Source organism: Candidatus Thiodiazotropha sp. AKAK2 (assembly GCF_058244685.1).
This window is the reverse complement of record NZ_JBSYOP010000015.1, coordinates 137,235-155,248: the sequence shown is the minus strand read 5'-3', so window position 1 is coordinate 155,248 and position 18,014 is coordinate 137,235. Positions and strand designations below refer to the sequence as shown.

Genomic DNA, 18,014 nt, shown 5'->3' with positions numbered 1-18,014 from the left:
TCATCTCCGTGGTTTATTTAGAGCGAGCAATCCTAATAATTTGGCATGATATTCACAAATCAGTAATCCTTGTTAGCTGATTAGCTGAATTAATATACACTAATACTTCGAATTAAATCATTTTAATAACAATGAGTTAACTCCTTGGTTATTGTTAATTCAGTAATTTATTCAGGAGATTGGTTGATGGCTGACAAAAACCTTGACTCTCGAACGTTGTAAATTAACTTTGACTCTGTTGCCGGCCTAATTATTAAGGATTCTTATTCTTATTTAGATTGGCAACTAAATAGACAACTTGGCCACTTTCTCACCCACCCGAAGAGCCGTTTTTTAAGGTCACAGATGCCTCGACTCAATCTACCGCCTGAATAACAGGTGAGTACCCGCACTTCCTGCGATCATGAAGCGATTTATCAGCCGAGGAAGAGTGAGTATGTCTATACTGACATTTTCAATAGATACAATGGTTTACAGCAAGTTGCCAAGTCACTGCTAAATTCTGCCGCTATCAATCACAACGAACGCCCTTTTCCGCAATGAGATGCTTGTAACGGGCGTCCGTCAGAGAACGTAAGAAGCATACCAACGCTTCCACCTCTTCATCGGTCAATGCCGGGGCAGCGAGTTCGCTGTGATTGATCGTCTCTGGAACTTCAGCCTCCGTCCAAGCAGCCCCCGTCTCAGGATTCAAGCTGCGATCTTCATTATTGAACTGATCGTAGAACAAAATCACCGTCTTAAGGTCGCGAAACACACCGTTGTGCATATAGGGTTCGGTAACCGCCACATTTCTTAACGTGGGTACCTTAAATTTACCTTGGTGGGATACATCAGTAGTGGCAGGGTTGTCAAGTAAGCCATGATCGACAAATCCTTCAGCCGTATTGTTGACCGCTCGTACAGTGGTGTTTTCCGGCACACCAATATTGTGGTATTCGTAACTGGAGAAGGTCTCCTGAGGATGACTGTTGGGCTGCAGTTGATGGCAGGTTGCGCAGTTAGTGAATTCCTGAGAAAAGAACAGCGCCTTACCCAAGCCGGCCTTGGTGAGAATATACTCATCATACTCACCATTTATATGGCGATCGTAGTCAGAGTCAAAGCTTGCAAAACCCTCGGTTTTCTCAAACTTAGCGATACTCTCGGTCATGGCCTCGTAGGCAGCATCCACATCATCGAATACAGTCTCACTGTAGAGTGATTCGAAGGCTTCAACATAGTCTTCGTTCTCCTGTATTCGAGCCACGACACTCGCCTTGTCAGGCATGTTCATCTCGATGGGGTTCAATGGCGGTCCGCCAGCCTGACCTTTGAGATCGGTTTCCCTGCCATCCAAAAACTGGCCACCCATAAATCCCTGATATTGACCTGCATCACTGTTGAGACGATCGCGAGTTCCTTCAAAGAAATCGGGACTGAAGGCAGCATAGGCAGCTGAAGGTGTGTTGCGGTCGCCTAATGATATTCCGTCATCACCCATAGAAACCGCACCGATCTCACCAAAAGCATCCAGGCGATCATCGACAAAGGCCCGACCCGGATTGTGGCAGGTTGAACAGGCCTGGGTACGATTTCCAGAAAGATTCACATCGGAAAAAAGCGCTTCTCCCAATGCCTCTTTGCTTGCAAAAGTTGCCTCACTTGCATCAGAGCCATCACTGCTACCGCCACCGCCTCCACATGCCGACAATAAAAGGCCACAGGTCATCACAACCGTAAATTTCGTAAAATCTCTCGAAATATTCATAGTTTAAAGTCATCAGCCATTTCGGCCAGGTTGCTATATACACATCAAATACCAGGAAATTGAGAGTATAAATTAAAATTAATGTTAATACTATTGATAATTATTCTTATTTTCATTATCATCTTCTCCACGCTTACACGGCCTGTTCGAAACCTCTCTCGATTGTGTGACTTCGGGCCGTATTAAATTGAGTTTGATTAGGAGTACCTGAATGAGACTGCAACCCATTGCCGCGGCCCTACTGAGTGCTAGCCTGTTCACTGCCTGTGGAGGTGGTGGTGGCAGTAGTGACGACGATAACAATTCGACTACATCATTGATTAATATAGAAAATGTATTGAAAGTACTGGAGACGAACGCAGATATCGCTCTAGCTGTTTACACTGATGCCATTACGACAGCTGAAGCATTGAAAACCGCCCTCACCGCCTTACGTGCCGATCCCACAGAGACAACCCTGCAATCAGCTAAGGATGCCTGGCTGGCAGCCCGTGAGCCCTACGGTCAGACCGAAGTTTACCGTTTCCGCCTCAGCCCCATCGACTCGACAAACTACAGCGATGAAAACGGCCCTGAAGGTGACATCAATGCCTGGCCTCTTGGAGAGGCACTGATCGACTATGTCAATGTGGATACCGGTAATAGTGCCGATGATTTTGGTGATGACCAAGTGGGTGTGACTGCAAATGCAGCAGGCATCAATGGTAATGGTGCGCTTACTGAAGCCGATGCTGAAACCGACAGCAGCAACAACATCATTGGTAATACCAGTATTACCATCAACGCAGATCTGTTGGCCAACACGGCTACTGCCGATGACAAACATGATGTTATTGCCGGTTACCATGCCATTGAATTCCTGCTATGGGGTCAGGATCTCAATAACAACGCCACGATTACAGTCCCGGAGGATAGAACTCAGGCGGTTAAAACCCATGACGCTTCCAATCTGGCAACAGGGGGGCAACGCCCCATATCCGACTTTGTCACTACGGCGTCTAATGATGCTGCAGATCGCCGACACCAGTACCTGGAAGTTGCAGTAGATAAGTTGATTGCTGACCTGCAACAGGTTAGAGATGGTTGGATCGAAGGTGCCAGTTACCGTACTGCCTTCACCTCGGTGGCCAATGAAGCCGAAGCGAAACAGAAGCTGGCTGAGATTCTTACTGGGATGGGGACCTTATCTGAAGGCGAGTTGGCAGGTGAGCGTATGCAGATCGCATTTAGCACCAACTCCCAGGAAGATGAACACTCCTGTTTTTCCGATAATACCCACCGTGATATCTGGCTGAATGCGGAAGGAGTTTCCAACAGTTATTACGGTGTCTATGCCGGGTATGACAGCGACCTGGATGGTATTGACGATGAAACCACCAATGCAGTGGATGGTTATGGCATTGATGACTACCTCCAGGATGCCGGGCTCACGACACTGAAGAGCAATATCGAAACCGCCCTGACAGACACCGAATCCGCTTATGTGGCGATTGATGCTGCCGCTCGGGCAGGTCGTCCGGTAGACGTACTGATCACTGAGGAAAAAACCAGTGACAATCCCCTGTATCCGGCAATCATCTCCCTGAATAGCCAATCATCTTTGATTCAACAAATTGCTGATGAACTGAATCTGGGCAATGTGGTTGATGACGATGCATCGGGGTGTGATACAAGCGATCCATCCGCTGAATGCTGATCAGTAGTTGTAAATAGACAGATCAGCCGCTTCAGCTGATCTGTCTACCGGTAGTAATCGGGCAAAGCCGGCTTTGCCTCTTCATACGATCAATTGCCAATCATGTACATTATCCCAAAAACTGTGACAAGCGCTGCGCTAGGTTCTTGCTTGCTACTGATTGTTAGCGGCTGCGGCAACTCAGCGGCGCCCACCCTGTCGTCGTCAGAATCACTACCTGGAGGTGAAGCTTCGGTTTCAATCCAACCTTTCGCCTCATTTCAGTTGCCTGTTGAAAATCTTCCTCAGGCACAACATCCGGATTTTCATGCTGGCAAGGCCCTGGCTCACCAGCCCTGGGTGCGTGCTCCCACCATAACGACTGCCCGGGATGGATTGGGCCCACTCTACAATGCACGAACCTGCCTTTTTTGCCATATCAACGGTGGTCGCAGCCAGATTCCGGAGAGCCCGGATCGAGAGCTGATAGGACCTTTCGTACGCATCAGTATACCAGGCAAAGACAAAATCCAAGGCGTGGTGCCTGAACCGGTATACGGTGACCAACTACAGACCCAGTCGGTTGCTCTGAGTCATCAACTACGTCAGGTAAGCCAGTTGAAAAAAGTGAGCCTGAAAGCCGAGGAGGTTAAACCCGAGGCCTATATCTATATCGACTGGCAACATTCGACCTTCACCTACCCGGACCAAACACAGGTTACTCTGCGCTGGCCGAAACCCCGTATCACAAAACTTGCGTATGGTGAATTGAATGCTGACACCATGTTCAGCTTACGTAATTCCCCGCCTATCCATGGTACAGGCCTGCTGGAACTGATCCCCCAAACCGCCATCGATAAACTTGCCGATCCACAGGACATCAATGGTGATGGAATCTCAGGCAGAGTCAATCAGGTTTGGGACTTTGAACAAGCCAGGACTGTACCGGGACGATTTGGATTGAAGGCCAATCGGGCGAATAACCTACGTATTGTTACCGCTGCAGCCTTTACTGGCGATGTCGGTATTACCAACCCCCTTTTCCCGCAGCAACCCTGTACCGAAGCACAGACCCGATGTTTGAAAACCGCTAATGGGAACGGCGAAGAAGGTGTGGAAATCCCAGACAATCTATTGAGTCTGGTAACTGATTTCCTACGCAATCTTGGTGTTCCCAAGCGCAGTAATTGGAACAGCGAGCCAGTATTGGCAGGGCGGGAGCTCTTCTACCAATCGGGCTGTCAGCAATGTCACCACCCGGATTACACCACAGCTGAATCAAGCCAATTGCCCCACCTCTCTAAACAGAAAATTTGGCCTTACACAGATCTGTTACTACATGATATGGGGCCTGATCTAGCTGATGGTCGACCAGATTACCAAGCCAGCGGGAGTGAGTGGCGAACGCCTCCACTTTGGGGTGTTGGATTACGTGAAGCAGTTAATGGCAGTAACAACCTGCTACATGATGGCCGTGCCCGAACGGTTGAAGAGGCGATTCTCTGGCACGGTGGTGAGGCCAAACAAGTCAGGCGACATTTCGTCAATCTCAAGGCGGATCAACGTCAGTTGTTGATTGAATTTGTGAAATCCCTTTAAGCGGTATTAGAAGATGGTTAATAGAACTGGAATATCTCGCAGAGCACTCATATCAGGTATGGCAACCCTGGCGTTTATGCCCTCCTCTCTTCTTGCTGCAGGCGCTCATCTGAATAAGGGTAGAAGTAATATCTGGCTTTCAGCACAAGGGGATAAAGCCAAAACTTACGGTATCGGTCTGTTTTTCTCAGATAACGCCAACAGTCTAAAGATACCCTCTGGGTTCCGTGGGCATGGTGTCAGTCTGCATCCATTACATAACCGAGTCGTGATGTTTGCCCGTCGTCCCGGAACAGAGGCAATAGAGGTTGACCTGGAGAGCCGTGATCATCGACTGGCATTTGTGTGTAAAAACAACCGGCATCTGTTTGGGCATGGCAGTTTTTCACCTGACGGAAAACTCCTATACACCACCGAAGCAGAGATCGATACGGGTCGAGGTCTGATCGCCATCAGAGATGCAAACAGCTATGAATTATTGGCTGAGATCTCCAGCCACGGTATTGGGCCTCATGAACTGAAACTGCTCAATGATGGAAAGACACTGGTTGTCGCCAATGGCGGCATACTCACCCATCCCGACAGTGGTAGAAAAAAACTCAATCTAGACAGCATGTCCTCAAACCTCTGCTATATCGATAGTTACTCCGGTAAAAGGCTAGCCTTACATCGACTCACTGAGACAAAAGCCAGCATTCGTCATCTTGATGTGGCCGATGATGATACCGTTGCCTTTGGAATGCAGTTTCAGCGAGAGGCTGCTGCTCACGATTCACTGGTGCCATTAACCGCAACTCATCGACTCGGTGATCCGCTACGCTTGCTCGAAGCACCAGCGGCGATAGTGATGCAATTGCGCGATTATATTGGCAGTGTCGCGATCAATAACAGAAGTCGAGTCGTTGGATTCACCAGCCCCAAAGGCAGTATTGCACTTTTTTGGAATCTGAATAACGGGGCCTTTCTCGGATATCACCAACTGCACGATGTGTGCGGCATCGCAGTCACAGAAGATCAGCGTTATTTTGCCCTGACCAGTTCGAATGGTCAGATGAGACTGCTCGATGCACAGACCCTTAAAGAAGATCGAGCACATCGCCAACACCCTGATTTCAGATGGGACAACCATCTGCTTCTCACAACAGGGTAACTCTCCAAGTCAATCCTATGATGTTTATCGCCATGCGAAATACCAGTCTGATTATTCTCTGCCTGTTGATACTCAGCGGCTGTAGTGGCAGTCGCCCCAATGACCCACCGGAATTGACAGTCGATAACCTGAATCTAGCCCTGCAATATGCGGTTGATCAGTCGGTCATTCCTGCTGCTACAGCCTTCAATACCCAGGCCATGACCTTTGATACTGCAACCGTTCGTTTTTGCAGCACGATCAATACCGCAGAATTGGAAGTTCTGCAGAGCGCCTGGATTAACCTGTATGAAAAGTGGTTTCACTTGGCGAATTACAATTTTGGCCCCCTCAATGATGATCTGGTATTTGCCAAATACACATTTATCGACAGTCTACGGGTACGTGGCACCAACTATATCAATACGGTACGAGATGAGATCGACAACCTGATTACCGGATCAGAAAGTTTGGATGAAACTTTCTTTGAACAGCTGACCTTTAACAAAGTTGGCCTATTGGCACTGGAAGTCCTCTCCTTCGAAGCGAGCGGTGGTGCTCAGAGCGCTTTGGTGGACGATATCATCGAAGACTTTCAGAACAACCCTCGCAAGTGTGAGATTCTCACGGGTATAGCTCGTCAGCTGGCCAGCAATGCAGACTATGTAGTGCAGGGCTGGCAATTACAGCATAAGGATACCGAGCTGTCTTACCGTACTCTGTTTCTTGATGACCAGCTCGATGATGGTAGCAACAATCTCACCCAGCTCCTGGTTTCGGTTCAGGAACATCTGGATTACTTGAATAAACGCAACGTACTTTCCACCAGTGCGACCCTATCCGGGGTCGCCTGGAACGGCTTCAGCGCCACAATCGATGAGATCGAAATACTACTGGAGGGGAATACAGAGGTCAGTTTTCTCGGCTTGATGGAAGCTGGCGGTTTTAGCGATTCGGTAGCAGCTATCCGGGAGACCATTGCCACAATCCGCACCGCCATCAATACCCGGGATGCCGAGCTACTGGAAACAAACATCGCCAATCTAGACGGTCACTTCAAGCGGGAGATACCCAACGGCTTGGATGTGGAACTGGGGATCAACTTCAGTGACGGAGACTGACCGTCAATCGCACAACATACATTTATTAGGCAGGCTAAATAGACATGAAACATATCGGAAACTCTCTGCTGCTAGCCACAACCCTGTTCAGCAGTGCGGCGATTGCCGAGAACGCGAATGACCAAGCTGAAATCGAAGCACTTCGTGAACGTATCGATCAACTGGAGCAAGACCTGGATGCCAAACTGGAAGCCATGGCCGACAGCGTGGGAAGTCAACAGACGGACGAGAGTATGGCTAACCAGGTCCATCTCGGCGGTTATGGTGAACTGCATTACAATCACCTGGATGTGGATGGAGTCGATGATAGAGAGTTGGACTTTCACCGTTTCGTAATCTTCTTTGGGTATGACTTCTCTGACTCAATCCGGTTCGTTTCCGAACTTGAAGTTGAGCACATTATCGCCAGCTCCTCCAGGCGTGGTGCAGTGGAACTTGAGCAGGCCTTCATCGAGTTTGATGTATATGAGGGCACAATGGCACAGGTTGGTGCGATACTGATGCCAATAGGCATAATTAATGAGACCCATGAGCCGCCGACTTTTTATGGTGTAGAGCGTCCTATTGTGGAGACTACGATTATCCCTACCACCTGGTGGTCTAACGGTGTCAATCTGATCTACAGAACCAACAATGCCCTACGCTTCGACTTGATGCTTTCCGAAGGCCTGAAAACCGGCGAGAGTGATCCTTTCAATCTCAAGGGTGGCAAACAGAAAGGCTCATTCGCTGATGCCTTCGATTTTGCTGTGACAGGTCGTGCCACCTATACCGGCATGGCAGGCCTGGAGGTGGCCGCTTATGCACAATACCAGCCTGACCTGGATCAAAGTGCAGAGGACTCCTATGCTGAAGAAGCCACGCTGATCGGTGGTCATATCATCTACCAGTTGGGTGAATTCACGGCCAAAGGTCTGTATGCCCGCTGGGACCTGGGTGGCGATGCCGCAGAAGCGGCGGGTAAAGATGTACAGGACGGCGGTTATCTCGAACTCGCCTGGCGCCCCATGGAAGCATTAGGCTTCTTTATACGCCAGAGCGCCTGGTCTCAGGAGGCCGAAGTGGACGCGGCCCAGACAGACTTTGGACTCAACTACTATCCACACAGTGATGTGGTATTGAAGTTTGATTACCAATTACAGAATGATGATGCTGGCAACAGTGATGGCTTCAACCTGGGTCTAGGCTACCAGTTCTAACGGCAAACCCGGTGCGGTAGTACCGCACCGGGAGAGCTTCAGAGGATTTCATTGCCATCATGAGTCTGAACCGTTTATTGCTCCTTTTAGCCTATTGTAGTTTTGCCGTGTTGCTCACTGTAGCAGCACCGTTGTGGGCTCAAGGCTCCTACCTGAGCAAAGAAGATTTCCTCAGTCAAAATCTAGGTGCCAATCATATTGGCCATAAACTGTGGATCAGTAAGCCTGTAAAGCAGAAACTAAAAAATATTTTTGGTCATAAATACCCGGGATTGCGTATTCGTTATTGGACAAATGATGAGAATACGGATCAGACAGCCTGGATTCTGAACGAAATCGGTAAGGTTAAACCCATCACCTTCGGTGTGGTGGTAAACAACCATCAGATCGCGTCGATCGCTGTGCTGGTGTTCCGTGAAAGTCGAGGTTGGGAAATCAAACAGACCTTTTTCAGTGATCAGTTTGTTGGTGCTTCGCTGACTGAACGATTGAGACTCAATCGACACATCGACAGTATCAGTGGTGCAACCCTCTCGGTTATTGCTATGAAAAAAGTTGCCAGGGCTGCACTCTATCTTAGTCGGCAGGTGAGACTGACCTCCCCTGCTGTGAGTATTAAACCGAATGGAGACAGTTCAGGCTAATGAGAAGTTTCAAGCGTAGTCTGCGCCTGTTTATGTTGCGCTGGCACCGCCGCATCGGGTTCATACTGTCACTGTTTGTGATACTGATCGCTATAACCGGTATTGTCATTAATCACGCCAATCGATTCGGCTTGGATACCAGACCCATTACTTCACCCTGGATATTGAGTTGGTATGGGGTCGAATTCGTAGGAGAGATTAAAGGTTATGCCACAGCGGAGAGTTGGATTAGTGCTTTTCAAGGAAAACTCTACTGGGATAGTGAATCTGTCGGCTTTTGTGCTGAGCCCCTGAAAGGTGCAGAAATGGTTGAGGGGATCTGGTTTGTACTCTGTGACACCTCGTTGACCTTGCTCACTAGCGATGGTGAACTGATCGAAATCGTGGATGATGTGGTGCCCGATAATACGCGCGCTCTGTCTGGCGTACACGATGATTGGTTGGTCATTGTCACCGAGACTGGAATGCAGACACTGCACTCTGATACCTTGGAGCTTAAACCAGATACCGTTACAAATACGACTGCTCGCATTGCAACCCCCCTTCCCGCCAGTTTACAGGCTGACCTGAACTTCAAAAGTCACAGCATTACCATTGAACGGCTGTTGTTGGATCTACACAGCGGTCGCATTTTGCAAATGCCTGGTGCACTGTTCAATGATCTGGTGGCACTGGCAATGATTCTACTGGCTCTCTCAGGAAGCTGGTTGTGGCTACAACGTAAACGCTAAAACAATTCATTCAGCCTGATAACCTGCCATTGAGCACAACAATAGAACCGTTAGATCCAGCTTAGTCCCACCATCAGCTGTGTCAGTTACTCCAGTTCACGATGCTGCGTGTTATGTTGAAATCGGGATTTCATGTAATAACCGCAACTCTGTTACACAGTGAACAGATCTTCACTGACTGACAAACGGCTTATTCGATGATTAAACATCTCTTGTGGCTCTTGTCCCTGTTGATGAGATTGTATAATTAAATCCCTACTTCATAGCTAAAAAACACGAATCATCGATAGTTGTCCTTAGACCACACAGCCATGGGTATATACGTGAAAGAAAAGACGTCAATTCGCATTTGGAAACTCGAACAGAATGGTTGATACTAAGTCAGGCTGCAACAAACGAATAGTTCGTCTGCTGTGAAATTCAGACTAGAGTCCAGCATTGAGATTTAGCGCCAGGCTAGGCTGCTTGCCTTTCAGATAGAACAGATGTTGGCCGATTTTGGTTACCACGGTGAATGCCTTGCTCCATTTAGGACAGACATAATCTGCGTGATACCAAAGCGCACCATAGGTTGGATCCTTAACTTGACCGAGATAGACCTCATAGGCCCTGACCAGCGATTTCAACCACGCCTTACGGTTAATCGGCTTATCGGAACGTCCATCACACCACCATGAGAACTGACAACGATTCAACCTTTTCTCACCACCTTGCTTGACCACAGCACATATTGTGTTGGGAAACTCCTGATGAGCTACCCGGTTCATCACCACATGTCCAACAGCATACTGGCCTTGAGCTGATTCGCTACGGGCCTCGAAGTAGATATTCAAAGCAAGGCAGTGTAGTTCGTTGGAAAGTGCAATACTCTGTTGTGCCGAATCATGAAACAACCAGCGCCAAAGATTGGATGGATCTTCATCAGAAGCTTTGCTGGTAGTCGTCTTTTGAAGAGGCGCAGCCTGCACACCGCTTGAGAAAGCGTATAGCGTCACTAATAAAAGTTTTGCCATACAGGCAATGTATCTTGTGGTCGTTGTTCTTGGTTTCATTCTCTGTCATCCTTAACGAAATTCAATTAACACTATCCATACAGTGTTTATTTTTAAGCCGCTGCCAACTTGAAAATAAGTTAATGCACAACTTGAGCCATATTTATATTTATTTCAGTAAATAAAAACTTTATGGACTTTTTTTGAAGTAAATACTCGAGCCGGTTGTAAAATTTTCCGACAGTTGTGATATCAACTGTGTCACAACTCGACCAGGTAACCTCTAAAAGGCCCTGCCCCATCAGGTTTCGATCGGAATGCGCGGATTTTGGCAGCGAATTGACTGTATGAGTTTGCCATTGACTCGATCTGTGATACGAGTGCGGTCTATTACGACGGTACGCTGTCGGTGAACAAATTATTCTGAGGTTGTTAAGGCTCAACAACAATCAATGGCACCAGGAGCTCATCTTCGCTCAAACCACCGTGCACCCCGACAAGTTGATAGCGTCGCTCCTGAACCAACCAGTCGTTTAAGATATAGTCCTCTCGCATCAACAGCACCCGATCACCAATCCGCCGTTTCAGTTGAGGATGGGTTTCTCCGATGCCGAACCATCCCTGCTCGATTAACTCATCGGATCGATAATTGTCTGCCTGCTCTGCAAGATGATCAGTGATGTATTGGTCAAAGCGCTCACTTTTATCTGGCCTCAAATAACAGTAAGCTGATCTGGGTTCTCCGCATAACGGCATGGCAAGACAATCAGCCAGTGCTGGATAATCATCCAATGAAAGACGCCGTTGCGGATGAGTGTCAATCTGTCCATGATCAGCACAGACGATGACCAGAGTACCAGTCTCTTCGCACTGGCGGACTATTTCACTGAAACAGTGGTCAAGCTCTGATAGATGTTGCTCTGCTGATTCACTCCATATCCCCTGATGGTGACCGAGAGTATCCAACTCCGGCCAGTAGGCGAACAGATAGCGCTCTTCTGCCCGCTTCATCATGCCGATAATATTCTGTTTTAAATCATCCAGACTGTTATGGGTCAGCAGTTTCGAACGACCGAGAAACGATTGGGTAAAATCTGATTTGGCAATCTTCTCTGGTACCAGACAGGCTGTTGAACCGGGTATTGAATCGGTCAGGGGTCTTACCTGGAGCAAAGCCGTCAGATCAATCCCTGCCTGGCTTAAGGGGACGCCGCCATATCTGGGCCTGCCAGGCAGGATGGCCAGGATCGCTCCCAGTTCGGCAAAGAAGATGTGCCAGCCGGTGAGACCATGTTGTTGAGGCGCCAGTCCGGTGAGAAAACTGGTCACCGCGCTCGCTGTGGTTGGCGGGTAGACGGAAGTCATACCCCCCAGCAGATTGGCGTTAAAATGACTGGCCTTAGGGTGAGAGCGAAGATAGTTCAGTCCCAGCCCATCAATAACCCACAGCAGCACCTGTCGATATTGACTGATCTGATCGGCGGGCAGTAAACGGTGTTCTGGGTAGATGTGGGGTTCGCCGCCCAATCCCTGCTGGATCGAGGCCATCAGATTGACGATGCTGCCGCCATGATAATCCGGTAAATGCATAGTTTTAGTTTAACCCGAATTACGCAGTTGTACTTCCTGATTCCGACACCCTTCGTCGTATCAATTCATATTCATACAGGGGGGAAGCTGACTTATTGCAGCCGGATCGGAACTAAATTCATACAAATTGGATATTTTAGCTTCACTCGTGCTATTAACCCGGCAACGTGCTTCACAAACTGTTTTTAGGTACTCTTAGTGGGCTTGAAATTTCAGAATCATCCGAGTTGGGCGACTCGCAGGCCCGGCTCACCAGCAATCGGTGTAACTCGTTGATAATTAAAAATAATACTCAAACGCTTCACACTACTCAGCGATCGGTGATTCGGTCATACTCCGGGCCAGCTAATACCATGGTGGATTATGGATACCAAAGATAACCATTCCCTCCCCTCAGATGATACCACCCGTTTGGCAGAGACGAGCTCGCCTAATACCGAAAATACGGGTGAAGTCACAGGTCCAACCACCGACCCGGCAAGCACCACTTCTCCTACCTATACCGGGATAACCGAAGAGTTCAATACGGAGAATATCCAAGCTGTTCAGGTTGGCTCGGTTCTGAAAAACCGCTTCGTTCTCGAAGAGATGCTGGGACGCGGCGGTATGGGCGTGGTCTACAAAGCACAGGACATGCGGAAGGTCGAGGCCATGGACAGAGACCCGTATATCGCGGTCAAGGTGCTGTCAAAAGATTTCCAGGCCAATCCCGATTCATTCATAGCCCTGCAAAGAGAGACTAAAAAAGCTCAACAGCTGGCCCATCCCAATATTGTCACTGTCTACGACTTCGACCGGGATGGACCCAATGTCTATATGACCATGGAGCTCTTACAGGGGGAACCTCTGGACCATCTGATCAGACGCATCCGCCCCTCAGCACTGCCGGCCCAAGAGGCTCTGTCGATCATTGAACAGATGAGCCGGGCATTGGCCTATGCCCACTCGGAAAATATCGTCCACTCCGACTTCAAGCCGGGTAATGTATTCCTGACTTCGAAGAATGTGGTGAAAGTGGTTGATTTCGGCATCGCACGGGCCGCCAAGGGTTCAGACCGGGTGGTTGAAGATGCCACCATATTCGATCCAGGTTCTTTAGGCGCTCTGACTCCCACCTATGCCAGCTGCGAGATGCTTGAATACGGCACACCCGATCCTCGGGATGATGTTTACGGTCTGGCGGTAGTCGCCTATGAGTTGTTGGCAGGCAGTCACCCCTTCAACCGCAAGCCGGCAACCTACGCCAGAGACCTGGGCATGAAGGCTGAACGACCCAAGGAGATCTCAAAAGAGGTTTGGCAGGCAATCTCCCATGGACTCGAATTCGAGCGGGAAAAGCGGACCATCAATGCCACAAAATTTCTACAGGAGATGTCTGGCCCAAGGGTGGGACGGGACAGCAGATTCCCCAAGTGGGCCTATCCTCTCTCGCTTGCGGCAGGATTGTTGATGGCACTGGCTCTCGTCTCAGTACTGTTTTTTGGTCAAGGAGACGATCAACCGGAAATCGTTCTGGAAGACACATCTACTTTGGTGGAAGAACAGCGCACACGCATTGAGGATTTGCTGGAAGTGGCAGAGGTTCATGGACTGGTGGGACGTTATATCGAACCCTCGGGCAGTAGTGCCTACGATGCCTATCAACAGGTTCTGGCGCTGCATGAAAACAACAAGCAGGCCTGGGAAGGCCTGCACAGTCTGGGAGATCAACTGGTGGTTGCAATCCAGAAGCTGCTTGATGACGGAAAACAGGATCAAGCGGAAATTCTGATCAGCAGAGGCCTGGAAAAACTGCCTCAACATGAAGGATTGAAAGCGCTGCGACAGACATTTTAACGGCCTATCTATGGGCGGAAATCGCTGGCGATTGCTGATGACGCCATTCACAGGACTCGGCCAGACACTGCAACATCGATTTCCAGATCTCTTCCCAGCAACAACCATGACCAAAATCTTCGAAGGTTATGAACTGACCGTTGGGCTGTTTCTTCACCGCTGCCTCGATTATCCAGGGAGGAATGTTCTTATCCTTTCCTCCTGCCAGATGGAACTGCTGAATGGCGACATCAAGTGGCGGTTGTACACTGGGATTGATCGATCCTTCTAACGGATCATAATCGTGTAAATCGGTCCATGCCTCGAGATCGAGATTTCCGGCCAAAGTCACAACCTGGCGAGTTTGCGGCAGTTTCGGAGCCAGCAGCATGGCCAAACCACCTCCCCCGCTGAATCCCACCATAACCAGATCCTGATAGCCGCCACCCGCCAGTAATTTCTCTATGACCACGGCCATACTGTCCACAACAGCACTCGAGTAGCGCTGATAGGTCCAGAGCAGTGGAGAACAGGCAGGCGTGTTATATCGCCCATGGTAACAAGGACGTCCCAGATAGACGCTAGGATTGTCATCGAGGGCCATCAGGCGCAGACCCACCGGATCTCTCGGTGTCGGATCCAACGCGATGAACTTCCCCCCCATCCAGGGCGTGCCATCCCCACCCAGATAGACATGCAATTGGGATGAGTGCTGGGAGACCTTATTTTTAAACAGTGTATGAATAAACCCGTCGCCAAGCCTCTCCTGTTTGTCGAATCCCAAATCCGCCGCCTGTCGATCGAATCGCTTACTCGGCGAAGCACAGGCTACCAGGAGCATCAATGTTGCAACGCAAAATAAACGTGAATATGTCATAGTCTGGAGATTATTCGTTTTCACTATCATGCAATTTGTCTATCCTTAATCGCAGAGAGTATAAAATCCTTGTTGGAAAATGACATGTTACAACTTCCCACCCTGAAACAAACCCCCAAATTCAGCCCACTTACCATTGCGGTCACTGCGCTGCTCAGCGGCTGGCTCGGTCTTGCCGGCTGTCAGTCTCAAGCAACCAAGGCAGAGACCCAGCAATCCTTGTCAGAGTTGGCCGGTAATACGGACAAACTCCTGATCGTAGACTGCCTACTCCCTGGGCAGGTACGTAAACTGGGCTCCAATATGACCTATGTGTCACCCAGAAGACCGGTCAAAACAACGGCCTCAGAGTGTGAGATTCGCGGTGGTGAGTACGTAGCCTTTGATCGAGCCGATTACCGGACATCCCTGCGGGTATGGCTGCCGCAGGCCCAGCAAGGTGATCCCGAGGCACAAAACTACGTTGGTGAGATCTATGAAAAGGGGCTGGGTATTGAACCCGATTATCAGACTGCTGCAGCCTGGTATAGAAAAGCCGCGGATCAGGGCAATTCACGGGCACGCATCAACCTGGGTTTCCTCTACGAAAAAGGCTTCGGCGTCAAAAAGGATCTGGCAGAGGCGCTCAACTGGTATCGTAAGGCTTCCGGACTGGAGAGTGACAATCTGCAGTTCTCCTCCTCGGTTGAGATATCCAAGGCGGAACGCACTGAACTGCGCCTGCTCAAACAGGAGCGCCAACAGCAGAAAGCCGAAACCAATCGTTTACGCAAGCAGTTGAAGAGCACCAAAGGCCAATTGAGTGCAGAACGCTCAAAGCTGGCGAAATCCGAGCAGCGCATGTTGAGTCTCCGAAAAGAGATCGAGACACGCACGGTGCTGACCGCACCAGCCGCCTCGATCCCCTCAAACCAGCAGCAGCTGGAACAACTCCGCAGTAAACTGGCGCAGCAGGAACAGGCAGTAAAATCCCAGCAACAGGCCATTCAGCAGCTGGAGACCAGCCTCACTGCCCAGCATCAGGAGATGTCGGACGCGCTACGACTATCAAGCCAGGAGAAACAGGCCCTGGAACAGGCATTAAGCGAACAAACCAGCCAGGCCTCAGCACTGAAGCAGAAATATGATCGAGCACAGACCGAGCTGGCAAAAGCCAATCAGGAGATCGCCAGGAACCAACCTAAACTGGCGGAACAACGCAGCCAGCTGGAACTGGCTCAGCAATCGCTGCTGGAAGCAACCAACAAGAGCATCACGCTTGAGAGCCAGATTGCGAATCTGCAGCGAGACACGGAACTCAAAGAGAGTGCCATGGGTGAGCAAGGTGTTGCGGTCACAAAACTGAGAAAAGAGTTACTTCAGTATGAACAACGCCTGCAGACACTGGAACAGACGAAGCTGTCTGAAAGCTCAACCCTGAAACAGGACATCGCCAGTCGAGAGCAAGAGATCAACGGGCTGAAAACGAAACTGACTCAATCACAGCAACAGCTGGAACTCAGTCAGCAGCAGATCAGTCAACTCAATCCGGATCTGGCCCGCCAGCAGAAACTGCTGTTTCAGACTCAGAAAGAGCTGGTCTCCACCAAGACTGCAGCGGCTCGCAAAGAGCTTGAGTTGAAGAAGCTCAAAGACTCCGAGAAATCCTATCTGGATGAAATCCAGGAGCAACAGGTCAAGATCGATCGCTATCAAGCAGAGGCACTACGCTACAGAACCCAGCTGGCTGACCTGCGTAATCAGCGACAAACTGCAGCCCTATCCGGACCGACTATTGAGATTCTCGATCCGCCGATCGCTCTGACACGGGGTGTGCCCAGTGTCAGACTGCGTTCCGCCTCAAAAGAGCGGATTGTCACCGGTAAGGTGTCGGCACCGGCGGGATTGGTCTCATTTACGGTCAATGATCAAACCCAGGCACCTGACCCACTCGGTATCTTTTCCACCAAGGTCAAAGTCGATAACGATCAGACACCGGTCAAAATGATCGCAGTGGACAAGAAGGGACAGCGCACCAGCCTGGAATTTCTGTTGATCCCGAAGATGCGTAATGTACGACAACCACAGTTGATATCCGAGAAGGCTGTCGATCCTGTCGCTGATACAAAACGACTGATCGGTGAGGTTGACTTTGGCGAGTATCACGCTCTGGTGATCGGTAACAACCAGTACAGCAGTTTTCCCGATCTGGTGAGTGCCAGTACCGATGCTCAGCAGACCGCCGAGTTACTGAGAGACAAGTATGGCTTCAAGACCACGGTACTGATGGACGCCACACGTTACGACATGCTCTCTGCATTGAATAAGCTGAGAGAGGAGTTGACCGATAAGGACAATCTACTGATCTACTATGCCGGTCATGGTGAACTCGACCGGGTCAACCTACGTGGTTATTGGTTACCTGTCGATGCAGAACCCAACAGCACAGCAAACTGGATATCGAATATTGCCATCACAGACATTCTCAACGCCATGTCGGCCAAACACATACTGGTGGTTGCCGATTCCTGTTATTCGGGCTCTCTGACCCGTTCTTCCATGGCAAGACTGGATGTGGGCATGTCTTACGAGATCAAGACAAAATGGTTAAAAGTCATGGCCAAGACCCGCTCCCGTACCGTACTCACCTCCGGGGGACTGAAACCGGTACTCGATCAGGGCGGTGGTAAGCACTCAGTGTTCGCAAAATCGTTCCTGAAGACCCTATCGGAAAACAACTCCGTACTGGAGGCCTATACTCTATTTCGCGGTCTGGCCAAAGAAGTTCAGCAGACAGCATCAAAATTTGGTATTGACCAGATACCTGAATATGCTCCAATAAAGCATGGTGGACATGAAGCAGGGGAATTTTTCTTCATACCACAAGGATAATCAGCCACTGAGCTGAACATT

The 18,014-nt window shown here is 49.5% G+C and carries 13 protein-coding genes; 9 read left to right on the top strand and 4 right to left on the bottom strand.

Going from position 1 to position 18,014, the window contains the following annotated elements:
- Window positions 1-511: 511 nt before the first annotated feature.
- Window positions 512-1,693: a cytochrome-c peroxidase gene (locus AC4IE8_RS04575; RefSeq protein WP_490790426.1), complete on the bottom strand. Its 1,182-nt coding sequence runs from the start codon at window positions 1,691-1,693 to the stop codon at window positions 512-514.
- A 268-nt stretch (window positions 1,694-1,961) separates the two neighbouring features.
- On the opposite strand from AC4IE8_RS04575, the gene AC4IE8_RS04570 reads away from it, so the two are divergent.
- From AC4IE8_RS04570 to AC4IE8_RS04540, 7 genes are all read left to right on the top strand, one after another.
- Entirely contained in the window at window positions 1,962-3,446 is a 1,485-nt protein-coding gene (locus AC4IE8_RS04570) for an imelysin family protein (protein WP_490790425.1), read from the top strand.
- A 150-nt stretch (window positions 3,447-3,596) separates the two neighbouring features.
- Window positions 3,597-5,024 carry a di-heme oxidoreductase family protein gene (locus AC4IE8_RS04565; protein ID WP_490790424.1) on the top strand — a complete coding sequence of 476 codons (1,428 nt, stop codon included), beginning with the start codon at window positions 3,597-3,599 and terminating at the stop codon, window positions 5,022-5,024.
- 13 nt (window positions 5,025-5,037) lie between these two features.
- Window positions 5,038-6,174: a DUF1513 domain-containing protein gene (locus AC4IE8_RS04560; RefSeq protein ID WP_083226132.1), complete on the top strand. Its 1,137-nt coding sequence runs from the start codon at window positions 5,038-5,040 to the stop codon at window positions 6,172-6,174.
- 32 nt (window positions 6,175-6,206) lie between these two features.
- Window positions 6,207-7,274, top strand: coding sequence for an imelysin family protein (locus AC4IE8_RS04555; protein WP_490790423.1), 1,068 nt, complete (start codon window positions 6,207-6,209; stop codon window positions 7,272-7,274).
- 44 nt (window positions 7,275-7,318) lie between these two features.
- Window positions 7,319-8,473, top strand: a complete 1,155-nt coding sequence (locus AC4IE8_RS04550; protein WP_490790422.1) for a hypothetical protein — start codon at window positions 7,319-7,321, stop codon at window positions 8,471-8,473.
- Window positions 8,474-8,532: 59 nt separating this feature from the next.
- Window positions 8,533-9,117: an FMN-binding protein gene (locus AC4IE8_RS04545; protein ID WP_490790421.1), complete on the top strand. Its 585-nt coding sequence runs from the start codon at window positions 8,533-8,535 to the stop codon at window positions 9,115-9,117.
- Complete coding sequence (locus AC4IE8_RS04540) at window positions 9,117-9,848, top strand: PepSY domain-containing protein (protein WP_490790420.1); 732 nt, start codon at window positions 9,117-9,119, stop codon at window positions 9,846-9,848. The genes AC4IE8_RS04545 and AC4IE8_RS04540 overlap by 1 nt, the downstream gene beginning before the upstream one ends.
- A gap of 425 nt (window positions 9,849-10,273) precedes the next feature.
- On the opposite strand, the gene AC4IE8_RS04535 is transcribed toward AC4IE8_RS04540, so the two are convergent.
- Both AC4IE8_RS04535 and AC4IE8_RS04530 read right to left on the bottom strand, forming a co-directional pair.
- Window positions 10,274-10,861 carry a cell wall hydrolase gene (locus AC4IE8_RS04535; protein WP_068993154.1) on the bottom strand — a complete coding sequence of 196 codons (588 nt, stop codon included), beginning with the start codon at window positions 10,859-10,861 and terminating at the stop codon, window positions 10,274-10,276.
- Between the two features lie 411 nt (window positions 10,862-11,272).
- On the bottom strand, window positions 11,273-12,430 hold the full coding sequence (locus AC4IE8_RS04530) for an alkaline phosphatase family protein (protein ID WP_490790419.1): 1,158 nt from the start codon (window positions 12,428-12,430) through the stop codon (window positions 11,273-11,275).
- A 363-nt stretch (window positions 12,431-12,793) separates the two neighbouring features.
- Here AC4IE8_RS04530 and AC4IE8_RS04525 point away from each other — a divergent pair, with 363 nt between their 5' ends.
- A complete protein-coding gene (locus AC4IE8_RS04525; protein ID WP_068993160.1) occupies window positions 12,794-14,266 on the top strand; it encodes a serine/threonine-protein kinase in 1,473 nt (490 codons plus the stop codon).
- A gap of 4 nt (window positions 14,267-14,270) precedes the next feature.
- Here AC4IE8_RS04525 and AC4IE8_RS04520 read toward each other — a convergent pair whose 3' ends face one another.
- Window positions 14,271-15,086 carry an alpha/beta hydrolase family protein gene (locus AC4IE8_RS04520; protein WP_083226136.1) on the bottom strand — a complete coding sequence of 272 codons (816 nt, stop codon included), beginning with the start codon at window positions 15,084-15,086 and terminating at the stop codon, window positions 14,271-14,273.
- Between the two features lie 120 nt (window positions 15,087-15,206).
- Here AC4IE8_RS04520 and AC4IE8_RS04515 point away from each other — a divergent pair, with 120 nt between their 5' ends.
- Window positions 15,207-17,993: a caspase family protein gene (locus AC4IE8_RS04515; protein ID WP_490790418.1), complete on the top strand. Its 2,787-nt coding sequence runs from the start codon at window positions 15,207-15,209 to the stop codon at window positions 17,991-17,993.
- Window positions 17,994-18,014 lie beyond the last annotated feature (21 nt).